The organism is Sphaerochaeta sp. UBA5836 (genome assembly GCF_002432845.1).
Classification (GTDB): Bacteria; Spirochaetota; Spirochaetia; order Sphaerochaetales; family Sphaerochaetaceae; genus Sphaerochaeta.
This window is the reverse complement of record NZ_DJGW01000103.1, coordinates 57,423-69,728: the sequence shown is the minus strand read 5'-3', so window position 1 is coordinate 69,728 and position 12,306 is coordinate 57,423. Positions and strand designations below refer to the sequence as shown.

Below are 12,306 nucleotides of genomic sequence, written 5' to 3'. Positions count from 1 at the left end.
TTCGGAGGGCTTTTTTTGGCCTTCCTATTGCAGCCAAATACGGATATACTTTCGCGAGGAGGCTCTCGTGGCACTGATTCCTTTCCATAAACCCACCTTGCGCAGAAAAGACATGGATGCTGTATTGCAGACCATGGTCGATGAACGCATCGGTCCAGGCGAACGAAAGAATGCATTTCTCAAGCAATTTTGTGAGTTGATCGGCGCCAAAGGCGGCATCGCCCTCCGTTCCTATGTGGATGGACTTTGCTGTGCACTGCAAGCCTGTGAATTGGAGGGCAAGGCAAAAATCGGAGCAAGCATCCTCTCTCCCTACTGGTATCAGAGTGTGGTAGAGTCCATGGGCTATGAACTGCTGTGCGGCGATATCGATCCCGAGCATGGGTGTCTTGCGCAAGAGGAAGCGCAAAGACTCGTCGAACAAGGCTGCAGCGCCCTGTTGATCCACCTGCCCATGTGCCAGATTCCGATAACCTGCGATTACAAGCAGCTGGGAGTGCCCGTCATTGAGGATATCACCCAAAGTCTGGCAAGCGAGTATGAAGACCGGAGGGCTGGAAGTTTCGGCGACCTGATTCTCTGTGCCTTCGAAGAGGATTGCATCGTAAGCACCGGTGGAGGTGCAGTCCTTGCCTATACCGGTGAAACGCATCAAAAGTCGGTGAAAGCATTTGCCCCCCAAGTACGTCCCTATATCGAATTGCCGGATATGAATGCAGCCCTTGGCATGATCCAGCTAGCCACACTCGGCGAGCAACTGGCCAAACGTCGTGAGCTCTATGCTCTCTTTGCAAAATCCCTGCTGAAGACACCACATCGGATTTTCGGAATCGGCAACATCGATTTTCTCCCCAACGGGTACAGCTTCTGCGTCGCCTTGGACTCAAAGCCCGAGGATGCCATCAAATTTGCCAACAAGTATCAGGTATCTGCGAAGAAAACCTTCACCGATACGCTTGCCATGCATGCCGGCGACCGCTTCGACCTCTATCCGAAGGCTATTCCGCTCTATCTGAGAGCACTGACATTACCTTTGTATCCGTTTCTGAAACAGGGCGAAGTTGAACTGCTGATAAAAGTCATTTCTCACTTGAGCTAAGGAGTCTACCATGGAAGAGAGGCCTGTACGGCATGTATTGATTATAGCAAACTGGGGAAAGGAAGCTTCCCATGCACTCTCAAAGACCATCTCGGAGTATCTGGATGCAAAGGGAATCTCGAATTCAGTCTTCCCGACCAATGCAGAAAATGAACCCTTGGAGGTACAGGAAGGCACCGACTTGGTTATCTGCCTCGGTGGCGACGGGACGGTCCTCTACAGTGCACGATACCTGCAGGACCTTGGGATCCCCATTCTCGCGATCAACTTGGGGACCTTCGGATTCATCACCGAGATATCGGTCGATGAGTGGCAGGAAGCCATCGAATTTTACCTTTCGGGGAGAAACTGCATCAGCAGGCGATTGATGATCCGCACCGCAGTCATTCGTGACGGGGCCAAGGTCTTTACCGGTCACGGCCTCAATGAGATGGTCGTATCCTCAAGCGGCATCAGCAAGGTGATCAGCATGGCGCTGCGCATCGACAACACCGATGCAGGGTTTTTCCGCTCCGACGGCATGATCATAGCAACACCCACCGGTTCAACCGGATACAGCCTGGCAGCCGGAGGTCCCATCCTCGATGTCGACCTCTCCTCGCTGATCATCACCCCGATCTGTCCTTTCACACTCTCCAACCGGCCCTTGGTGGTCAGCGGGGAATCACGGATTACATTGACCATACCCAAGGGGCAAAGAACCGGTCTCGTGCTCTCCCTCGATGGCCAGCAAATCTTTCCTTTGCAGGAGGATGATGTGATCATTGTAGAAAAATCGCGCAGCAAGGCGCTGTTGGTCACAAGCGAAAGGCGTAATTTCATAGAAGTACTCCGTGATAAACTGAATTGGTCGGGAGGAGGACTGCATGCTTGAACGGCTTGAGATACATCACTATGCACTCATAGAGGACAGCGTCATCGAATTTCCTGGGGGATTTAGCGTCATCACCGGAGAAACCGGTGCCGGCAAGTCCATCCTGTTGGGAGCTTTGACCCTGTTGCTCGGAGAGAAAACCGAGGTCCAGTCGATTCGAAGCGGGTGCGATTCTGCAACCGTCAGCGCCTCGTTTCATATTGCCGAACCGATGGGAGCTCATCTGGCTTCCTATTTGGCGAAAGAAGAGCTGGAACTGGAGGACGACACCTTGGTGGCAAGCAGAACCATCAAGAGCAATGGACGTTCCTCCATAACCATCCAAGGCAGGTTGGCAACACGGTCGGAGCTTGCCCTCATTACCGCTGAGTTGCTGGACATCAGTGCACAAAGAGACCATCAGAGTCTTTTGTCCACCTCCCATCAGCTTTCAGTCCTCGATTCCTTCGGTTCTTGCGGGGCGGAAAAATCGGCATACAAGAGCGCATATGACCAGTACCAGAGCCTGAAAGCAGAGCTTGAACGCGTCCAAGCAGACTTGGAGGCGGCAAAACGTGAAATGGACTATCTCAGCTATGCCGTCGATGAGATCGAGAAGGTAAACCCAAAACCGATGGAGGATGAGGAGATTGCCAATCAGGTGCAGGTCATCGCATCCTTCGAGCACATTCACGAGGCATTGAGTCAGGCGGTCTCGCTTCTGCACGGAAATGACCAGGGCTTGAGCACGCTGGCCTTGCTTCATCAGGTGAAAACCCAGCTGGATTTGGCAGGCAAGGCCGATCCCTCCCTGCAAACCCTTGGTGAACGGCTTGAAAGCTCCACGATTGAGATCGAGGACATCTACGAGAGCGTTCGCGACTACCTCAACGGTATGGCCTATAGTGAAGAGGAGCTGGATAGGTTGCAAGGCCGGCTCGCACAATTGCAGCGATTGAAGAAGAAGTATGGTCCCAACCTGGAGGCCGTGCAAGCCTTCCTTGCAAAAAGCAAGGAGAAGCTCTCTCTGTCCGAGCAGGGGGAGATTGTGTTGAGCAAGTTGGAAAAACAGATAAAGCTTGCCTACGGGACACTGCTTGAGCAAGCCCGGGCACTCCAGGACAAACGGAAAGCGTCGGCATTGCTTCTATCGGGCGAAGTGGAAGAGAAGCTGAGAACCTTGGGGATGAAGGAGGCGGTCTTTTCCATTGCTTTTACCCAAACGAGTCCGACTGCAAGCGGGATTGATGAAGTCAGCTTTCAGATTTGTGCAAATCCAGGGCTTGAAATGCGTTCGATAAAGGATGTTGCAAGCGGTGGAGAATTGAGCCGCATCATGCTTGCGGTCAAGACCTCGCTGGCCCAAAGTGACGCAATACCCACCCTGATCTTTGACGAAGTCGATGCCGGAATCGGAGGAAGTGTGGCGCTTTCGGTTGCAGAGCAGCTTAAAAACCTAGCTCGAACGCATCAGGTCATTGTAATTACCCATCTTGCGTCCATTGCAAGCAAGGCTGATCATCATCTGGTGGTGAGCAAGGAAATTCGCAATGCAATGAGCTACTCAACCATTTCCCCGGTCAAGGGTGAACAGCGCCAGAGGGAAATTGCCCGTATGCTCAGTGGAGACGATACCAGCCAGGAGAGCCTCGGGCATGCAAGGAAACTGTTGGAGAAAGGAAGTTGAGAATGGAGTACTACAAGACCGAGAACGGATTTGCCTACGGCAAGCCCCCGGTTGCCTGCATTGTGACCCGAAAGCCGGGTAATGATAAACTTACCATCGACCACACCTATGTTTCGACGCAGCTCAGGGGGCAGGGCATCGCCCGCATGCTGGTGATGCTTGTTGTCGAACAAGCACAAAAAGAGGGACGTTTGATCGTCCCCCTGTGTTCGTATGCAGCAAGAGTGCTTGCAGAAAATCCCGAGTTATCGGCTTTGGTCACAACCCTGTAATCTTGATGTCGAAGTTCAGGACGTCACCCAACTTGTTGATCAGATCGACATCGGTTGATTGCGGAAGTTGTTTTTGCATGCTCAGGTAGGGATATACAGCATCCTGGATGGCGGTGAGATTGGGTTGGAAACCCCGCTTTCGGATGATGTCCAAGAATTCCAGCACGAACCTGCTGTTCAGATTATACAGTCCGTACGTCTGGATTTTTTGTGCCATGGCCGTCATCTGGTTGTCGAAGAGGGTTTGGATCAGATCAAGGTCGGGTTGTTTGCCGTACTTGATGAAGAAATCGAGCATCAAGGTGAAGTCGCCCTTGAACTCGTCCCACATCGCAAGCGCCCCGAACATGAAAAGATTCTTGATTGCCTGCAGGGAGGACCCGATCAGCTCCTGATAGAGCGAACCCATTGGAAGATAAGGTATGTTTGTAGCCAGGCTTGCATAGTGGCCGAGGTTCTTTGAAAGCTGCTTGATCTGGCTTTGGTCAAAGGAGCATACCGTTCGGTCAATCTGGTCGAACAGCTCATCGCGCATTCTCAAGTTGATATCCTCGTGGTCCAGATAGTAGATTTGCTCTTCGCTCTCGTTGGAGCCTTGGATGGTCATCGAGTATTCGAGCTGCATGGCAGCCGGGTGCAGGTCTACGGCCTTGCACTCATAGCAGACCAAGGACTGCTTGTTCAGGACAACCAGGTTCACACTGCCGTCTTCCTGCAGGGCGAAGGACTCGAGCTCAAAGTATCCATATGTGGATGCATGGTCGATGCTGTTGGCAATCCTCCGGTTCAAGGTGAAGTACAGAGCAGCCTCAACCTCTCCTTTGAGCTGTTGCAGGCTCTCCATGGCGAGGCTTTGGCCGTTTCCATCCTGCTTTCGATTTGCTTTTGCCTTGCTCAGGTCATCCAGCAGGTTGATCATCAGTTCCCCACCGTTGAATTGCTGGCAGAGCTGGGCAGCCATCAGGGCATAGGTGATGTTCTGCCTGGGTTCCAGACCGGCAAGGTCGTTGAAAAACCAACCGCAACTGGTATAGGAGAAATGCTTGTACTTTTGTGCCAGCAGCAACTGGGCCAACTGCACCTGTACTTCCCGGTTGTCGCTGTACTGCGCCAGGAAAGTCTGCATGTCCATCAGCTCGGAAGCCACCGGGGCGAAAGCATGCAGCAGTGAAGCCGGCTGCACCTGGTCTCCCAAAAGTCGCCTTACTTCTGTAGGGTAGATTGCGTCGATGGCTTGGCTGAGGTTGTCAAACGCCTTGCGCAGGGGAGTCCTCCACTTCTGGTTCCAACTTTCATCACCGCCGGTATGGCAGCCGCAGTCACGATACCATCGGCTGACGCCGTGCGGGCAGGACCAGCTGGTGCCCTTTTCTTCCTCACCCTCATGCAGGTGGGCCCATTCGGTTGCCGGATGAGAAGCGAGGTAGGTCCCGTAATTGGAGAAGGAGAAATCATCGCGATCGTTGACCTTCTTGATGAGGGCCGCCAAGGCCATGTCCCCGTAGGGCTCGTGGTGGCCGTAGATTTCCCCGTCGGTTGCGGCGTGTATGAGCTGGACCTTGTCTCCGTTCCTGATTGCCAGCAGCCGCTCGTACAACTGATCTGCATCCCTGAGAAAGTGTCCGAAACTGATGCCCTCCGCCAACTGGGGGTTGTAGAAGAATGCGTTGATGGTTTTTCCGCTTTTGCCCTGCAGAAGGAACGGCCTGTCATACGGTGCCGGTTTGCCATTGAGTTCCTCGATGCTGGACTCATCCTTGGAAATGGCACGGCACTGCCAGGGCGAGAGGATGACGAATGATACCCCGCATTCTGCGAGCAGGTCGACCACCATGGGGTTTATGGCGGTTTCTGAAAGCCACATGCCTTGGGCTTCCCTGCCGAAACGCCTGTTGAAATCATCCAAACCCCACAGGATTTGGGTCCTGGCGTCTTCCTTGGTGCAGAGTGGGAGTATCGAGTGGTTGAAAGCTTGGGCGATGGCATTGCCCCAGCCCAACCGTTGCACACTTTGTCGGTCGGCTTCCAGGATCAGGTCATAGGTCTGGGGGTGCTCTTTTTGCATCCAGGAAAGCAGGGTGGGGCCGAAGTTGAAGCTCAAGTATGCATAGTTGTTGGTCATGCTGAGGATCCTGCGATACGCCGATAGATAGCGTGAGTGGCTGTTTGCGCTGTAGCAATCAGCATGGATCCGTTCGTTCCAGTCCGGGTAGGGGCTGGCAGAGAGCTGCTTTCCTATGATTCCGGTCTGGGGGTTCTCTCTTGGGGGCTGGTAAAAATGCCCATGAAGAATGAGTGAGGTTTTCTCTTTTTGCAGTGTTTTCATATAGCAGGCCGAAGTATAGCATAGCGTTCCAATCGATAATAGATGCATCTTGCTCTTTAGTCCTTTCTGTTCGAGAATATGATGATAGGAGGAGCTTATGAGCATTCATATAGTTGCTGATCCCTCGAGCATTGCCTCTACGGTTCTTTTGCCCGGCGATCCGCTGCGTGCACGTCACATAGCACAAACCTATTTGACCGATGTCACCCAATATAACGAGATACGGGGTATGTACGGCTTTACCGGCTACTGGCAGGGCAACAGGGTCTCGGTGCAAGGAACCGGAATGGGAATGCCCTCGTTCTCCATTTATGCAAATGAACTGATCGATTCGTATGGAGCTAAACGGCTTGTTCGCGTGGGAACCTGTGGAACCATGAGTGAAAAGCTCAAGCTCAAGGACATCCTGATCGCCCAAGCCGCCGACACCGACAGCGCCATCAATAAAAGCCGTTTCGGTTCGTATCAATTTGCCCCGACGGCTTCGTTTGAACTGCTGAACAAGGCATATGGGCATGCAAAGGCGGCAAAGGTTGGCTTTGCCGTGGGAAACGTGTTTACAAGCGACCAGTTCTACGATATGCATGGTGAACAAAAAAAAGCCATTGCCCGATCGGTGGGGACCATGGCCATCGATATGGAGACGTGCGAGCTCTACACCCTTGCCCGTCTGAAGGGAATCGAGGCTTTGACGCTGCTGACTGTCAGCGACTCCTTGCTGACCGGCGAGCAGGTCAGCCCAAAAGAGCGGCAGATCACCTTCAATGCCATGGTGGATCTAGCCCTGCTGACTCTCTTCGACTAAGGCCTTGTATTATACTGTGTTGACTAAGACGGATGATTCTTTTACGATTGAACGAAAGACCATCCGTTTGGATGCATTGCGGGAGTAAGCATGATTCTCATCAATATTGATTCCTTGTCTACTACCGAGCTGCAGTACATTGCCCAACAAGAAGGGCTTGCTACCTGGCAGTCACTGGATCGAGAAGCGCTCATCGATGCTCTTGAGGAGGCATTCGAAGACCAGGATGATGAAATACCTGCTGCTTTGAAAGGTAAGATCAACCGGAACCGATATTGCAACTCCCTTACCGATTACCGTGGAACCATGCAGCATATCAATGGGTTGCCCGGGGTCGAGGAGCTTCCTGAAAGTTACTTTGACACATCCATCCATCTGTTGCTTCGCGATCCCCAATGGGCATACGCCTACTGGTCTCTCTCACAATCGGCCATGCATACCGTATTCGGCGAGCAAGGGGAGCTGGACGGATTTCTTTTTTTGCGGGTGCAAGAGACAGTGCTCGACACGAACGAGATTAAGACCTTCGATATCGCTATTACCAGTGAGGACACCCAGTGGAACATCAACCTGCCGAATATGGGTTCCTCCTATCTGGTGGACTTGTGCTACCGCGACCACAAGGGCAATGAGATGTCTCTCGCTCAGAGCAAAAGCGTGGAGACTCATTCCTCGTACTGGCAAAACAATGGAGAACAACTTGCTCTGGACGAAGACCTGTTTACGATTCATTTTTCCTCCTTGGTGACCAAGGAAGGGGAAATTGTTGACAATGCAGTGATTCGTGATATCGCTCAATTCTTGAGCAAGGGGGTGCTCTAATGCCTGCCAATTCCGTTGTATTCATCCTGAATGCCCATCTTCCATTTGTACGTCATCCCGAATACCCCCGTTTCCTTGAGGAAGACTGGCTGTTTGAATCCATCAGTGAGAGCTATCTGCCCCTTTTGAGGATGTTCAACAAGCTCAAGGCGGACAAGGTTCCTTTCAAATTCACAATCAGTCTTTCTCCGACCCTGTGCTGCATGCTTACCGATCCCGTCCTTCAGGAGCGGTTCGTTCAATATGAGGAGCGGCTCATCGAGCTTGGAGAGAAGGAAGTCGAGCGTTGCGGCAACGAACAACCGGAATTCCTGGAAATGGCCCAATTCTACCTTGCCCAGGCAAAGCAGAACCTCTCCGATTATCAGGACCTCTACCGTACCAATATCCTCGATGGTTTCAAGGCCTTGGAGACCTCCGGGCATCTGGAGCTTGTCACCACCGCAGCAACGCATGCCTACCTGCCGTTGTACACCGAGTACCCGACGGCCATCAATGCCCAGATCGAGCTCGGTGTACAGTCGTTTTTGACCACCTTCGGTCATCTTCCCAAAGGCTTCTGGCTGCCTGAGTGCGGCTACTACCCGGCTCTGGAGGAAAATCTCAAGTACCATGGGATTTCCTGGTTCCAAACGGCAAGCCAGAGCATGCTGCTCTCCCCCGACAAGGTGCAGTACGGTAATTATCGTCCAGTGCGATGTCCCAACGGTGTTGCCGCTTTCCCCCGTGATTTCCAAGGAACCAGCTTGGTCTGGTCCAACACCAGCGGCTATCCGACCGACAAGGCCTATCGGGAGTTCTATCGCGATATCGGCTACGATCTGCCGATGGAGTACATCAAACCCTATATCCATGAACCGTCAGTCCGTGTCTTCACCGGATACAAGTACTGGGCGATCACCGGCCACACCGACCAAAAGGTGCCGTATCAGCGCTCCGAAGCGCAAAAGAGAGTAGTTGAACACGCCCACAACTTCATCTACAACCTGAAAAAGAAAGGACGGCAGCTCTCTTCTGCCATGGGCGTAGCCCCACTGTTCACCCTTGCCTACGATGCCGAACTGTTCGGCCACTGGTGGTTTGAGGGAATTGAGTGGCTTGATCAAGTCATCCGTCTTGCCGCAAAAGAAGGTGAGGAGATCTCATTGGTCACTCCTTCGCTTTTCCTTTCCAAAGAGGGTACCAGTCTGCAGACTGCACGGCCTGCCTTCTCGTCCTGGGGACAAGGCGGGTACAGCGCAGTATGGCTTGACGGCTCCAATGCATGGACCTATCGTCACATCCACAAGGCCATCGAACGGATGGAGGAGCTTGCAGTCAGGTTCAACGACCAGATCAGTCTCAAGCAGCGCTTCCTCAACCAAGCCGCAAGGGAGGTCCTGCTCGCCATGGCCAGCGATTGGCCGTTCGTCCTGTTCAATAAGAGCAGCACCGCGTATGCCGAAAAACGGGTACGCGACCATCTGAGGAATTTCAACGTGGTCTATGGGAATATGTGCAAGAATGCAGTCAATACCGAATGGCTGGTGAAAGCTGAAAAGCGAGATATCATCTTCAGCGATATAGATTACAATATCTTCAATCCAGACCGATAAGCCCCTTTTTTCTGATTTCTCAGCCCTTCTCCAACCGGGGAGGGGCTTTTTTGTGTACCGACAAACCTCCAACATTGTAGGAATAGGCTTACACCTGTTAAGCATGGCAGGTGAATTTTGTTGTGTTTGGACGGTGAAAGGGGGAGATCATTGGTTGTGTACTGGTGGTAAGAAGTGTACATTAATGGGTACAAGTGGGAAAAAATCCCAACATTGTGGGAATCACAGAGGAGCAAAGGCATGTTGACTGGTGAATTTTACAACACCATAGACGACAAGGGTCGCATTCTCATTCCCTCCCGATTGCGTACAGCACTCGATGGAGATGCCTTGTATGTGACCCGCGGCCTGGAAAATTGCCTGTGGCTTATGCTCCCAACCGATTTTGAGAAATTGAAGAACACAATCATGAACGGCCCGGGTTCGATGTTCGACCGAAAGTTGCGCATCCTGCAGCGGGGCATGATAGCACCTGCACAGCTGTGCGAATTTGACAAGGTCGGAAGAATCAACATTCCCGCAAGCCTCAGGGAGAGCGTAGGACTCGGTATGAAAGAGGAATCGGTGCTGCTGGGAACCGGCAACTACTTGGAGCTTTGGAACAAGAGCGAGTATGAGCAATACTTGCACACAAGCATGGGCGAATTCCTCGACGCCGCCCAATCGCTCAGCGAAATGATCAGGGAGGAACAATAATGGAGTACGTGCACTATCCAGTCATGGCCCAAGAAATCCTCCAACATTTGGTTGTCGGCAAGGACAGCGAAGCCATCATGGTCGATTGCACCTGCGGCGAGGGGGGGCATACCCATCTCTTTCTCTCAACCTATCCAAAGCTGACCGTCATAGGCCTCGACCGTGATTCGGCCATACAACAGAAGGCTATTGAGCGGATGAAGGAGTTCTCCGGCCGTTTCATTCCAAAGAATATGTGGTTCAACGATTTTTTTGACCAGGGGGAGGAGCAGGTGTATGACTTGATTCTCTTCGACTTGGGAATTTCCAGCTTTCACTATGAAGAGTCGCAAAGGGGCTTCTCGTTCCGCAAGGACGAGGCCCTTGACATGCGCCTCGATGAGCATGCCCCGATCAGTGCGTATGACGTGGTGAACGGATACCAGCAAGAGCGGCTTGCCGATGTCATCTTCAACTTCGGTGAGGAACGGTATTCAAGGCGCATAGCCAGGGCCATCGTTGAAAAACGCAAGCTTGCAAAGATTGCAACCAGCGAAGAACTTGCATCGATCATTTACAAGGCGGTTCCAGCCAATTACCGGTATGGTCACATACACCCGGCGACGCGGACTTTCCAGGCCATCAGGATTGAGGTGAACAGGGAACTTGATCGGATCGAGCCGGCGCTTCGGGGGGCGGTGAAGGCTTTGAAGAGCGGAGGGCGTTTGGCGGTCATAAGCTTTCATTCGCTGGAGGACAGGCAGGTCAAGTGGCTGTTCAAGGGAATGGCTGAAGGCGATGAGCCGACTATCCGTCTTCTTACCAAGAAACCCCTGATCCCGAGCGATCAGGAACGAGAGGAGAATGCAGCAAGCAGGAGTGCCAAACTGCGCATCATAGAGAAACGCTAAAAGGGAGTGGGATATGGGCAACGACTGGTATACTACTGATCTGAAGCAACGACCGACGCACAAGCAGAGTGGAACACGGCATGTCGAGCAGCTGGTCATCATTCTTATGTTGCTCTGTGTCATGGGAGCCATTTTCATGCCCCTGTGGCAACAAGGTGTCAACCGTGCCCTTGAAGTTGAATATCAGACATTGCTGAAGAACCGCCAGGTATTGGAAGAGGAGCAACAGGTCCTCAAGGCCTCAATAGCCAGCCTCAGCATGCCGGAGGCACTTGTGCATGGTGCATGGAAACAAGACATCGAATTTAAGCCGATCAAGGCCGAGGCTGTGGTGATGGTGGCAAGGAGCATGCTATGAGTAGTGGATACCAGCATATCGATGCATGCCGCTTCACCGCCGCCTCCATAGCACCGTTGATGCACGCTGATTGCCTGAACGCAAACACCACCCTCATCACCGATGTGCAGATCGATAGCCGTGCCTGCACCAAGGGATCTCTCTTTTTTGCCTTGAAAGGCGAGAAAAACGATGGGTTTTCATTCCTTTCGGATGTCTGTGACCAAGGCGCTGCAGCGGTGGTGGTGCCCAAGAGCCGTGCCAAAGAGGCGAGGGCACGTGTGAGCTGCCCGGTTCTTGCGGTGGATGACGTGCTGACGGCCTTGCACGATTTGGCACAAAGCTACCTGCAGCGCCTGTCGTCGGTCAAGACCATCGGAATCACCGGGAGCTGCGGAAAGAGCACAACCAAGGAAGCCCTTTCCAGGATAACAGCAGTCATGGGCCCGACTGCCAAGACACCGGGAAACCTGAACAGTGAATACGGCCTTCCCTTGAGTATGTTCGGGTTGCAGGAAGACTCCCGGTACGGGGTATTTGAGATGGGCATCGACCATGTAGGCGAAATGGACAGGATGGTCGGCACGCTCAAGCCCTCGATCGCCCTGCTTACCAACATCGGCATCTCCCACCTGGAAAAGATGGGAAGCCAAGAGGTGATCGCCGAGCAGAAAGCACGGATCTTCCATCCTGGCCTGGAAGCCGGGTTTGTCAGCAGCAATTGCTCCCATCTCGACCTGATCGAGCGTGTTGCAGGGAGGAATCTTGTCCGCTACGATTCCAATGAGATCTCTGCAATCGATCTCGGCCTCGACGGCTGGATGCTCACCTATGAAGGCCATACCTTCAGTGTGAAATCAGTAGGGCGTCACCTGCTTGAAGATGTAGTGGGGGCGATCAGGGTGGCTCGTTACCTGGGAGCAC

General features: G+C 52.8%; 12 protein-coding genes. 11 read left to right on the top strand and 1 reads right to left on the bottom strand.

Going from position 1 to position 12,306, the window contains the following annotated elements; translation table 11 throughout:
* From B3F49_RS09855 to B3F49_RS09840, 4 genes are all read left to right on the top strand, one after another.
* On the top strand, window positions 1-1,099 hold a 1,099-nt coding region (locus tag B3F49_RS09855), incomplete at its 5' end, for a DegT/DnrJ/EryC1/StrS family aminotransferase (protein ID WP_293910729.1).
* Window positions 1,100-1,109: 10 nt separating this feature from the next.
* Complete coding sequence (locus tag B3F49_RS09850) at window positions 1,110-1,973, top strand: NAD(+)/NADH kinase (protein WP_293910727.1); 864 nt, start codon at window positions 1,110-1,112, stop codon at window positions 1,971-1,973.
* On the top strand, window positions 1,966-3,639 hold the full coding sequence (recN, locus tag B3F49_RS09845; RefSeq protein ID WP_293895366.1) for a DNA repair protein RecN: 1,674 nt from the start codon (window positions 1,966-1,968) through the stop codon (window positions 3,637-3,639). Before B3F49_RS09850 ends, recN begins: the two co-directional genes overlap by 8 nt.
* 2 nt (window positions 3,640-3,641) lie before the next feature.
* A complete protein-coding gene (locus B3F49_RS09840) occupies window positions 3,642-3,911 on the top strand; it encodes a GNAT family N-acetyltransferase (protein WP_293910725.1) in 270 nt (89 codons plus the stop codon).
* Here the strand turns inward: B3F49_RS09840 and B3F49_RS09835 are convergent.
* Window positions 3,898-6,237: a DUF3536 domain-containing protein gene (locus B3F49_RS09835; RefSeq protein ID WP_293910723.1), complete on the bottom strand. Its 2,340-nt coding sequence runs from the start codon at window positions 6,235-6,237 to the stop codon at window positions 3,898-3,900. The genes B3F49_RS09840 and B3F49_RS09835 overlap by 14 nt on opposite strands.
* A 97-nt stretch (window positions 6,238-6,334) precedes the next feature.
* Between B3F49_RS09835 and deoD the strand changes: the two genes are divergently transcribed.
* The 7 genes from deoD to B3F49_RS09800 all read left to right on the top strand — a co-directional run.
* Window positions 6,335-7,042 (top strand): purine-nucleoside phosphorylase, encoded by a 708-nt coding sequence (gene deoD / locus B3F49_RS09830; protein WP_293910722.1) that lies wholly within the window; start codon window positions 6,335-6,337, stop codon window positions 7,040-7,042.
* A gap of 90 nt (window positions 7,043-7,132) precedes the next feature.
* A complete protein-coding gene (locus tag B3F49_RS09825) occupies window positions 7,133-7,864 on the top strand; it encodes a DUF4912 domain-containing protein (protein ID WP_293910720.1) in 732 nt (243 codons plus the stop codon).
* A complete protein-coding gene (locus B3F49_RS09820; RefSeq protein WP_293910718.1) occupies window positions 7,864-9,459 on the top strand; it encodes a glycoside hydrolase family 57 protein in 1,596 nt (531 codons plus the stop codon). Before B3F49_RS09825 ends, B3F49_RS09820 begins: the two co-directional genes overlap by 1 nt.
* Before the next feature lie 240 nt (window positions 9,460-9,699).
* The gene (gene mraZ, locus B3F49_RS09815) at window positions 9,700-10,155 is read left to right on the top strand and encodes a division/cell wall cluster transcriptional repressor MraZ (protein WP_293895381.1); all 456 of its coding nucleotides are present in this window, start codon (window positions 9,700-9,702) and stop codon (window positions 10,153-10,155) included.
* Complete coding sequence (gene rsmH, locus B3F49_RS09810; protein WP_293910716.1) at window positions 10,155-11,045, top strand: 16S rRNA (cytosine(1402)-N(4))-methyltransferase RsmH; 891 nt, start codon at window positions 10,155-10,157, stop codon at window positions 11,043-11,045. Before mraZ ends, rsmH begins: the two co-directional genes overlap by 1 nt.
* Window positions 11,046-11,058: 13 nt before the next feature.
* Entirely contained in the window at window positions 11,059-11,403 is a 345-nt protein-coding gene (locus B3F49_RS09805) for a hypothetical protein (protein ID WP_293895387.1), read from the top strand.
* On the top strand, window positions 11,400-12,306 hold a 907-nt coding region (locus B3F49_RS09800), incomplete at its 3' end, for a UDP-N-acetylmuramoyl-tripeptide--D-alanyl-D-alanine ligase (protein ID WP_293910714.1). The genes B3F49_RS09805 and B3F49_RS09800, both read left to right, overlap by 4 nt.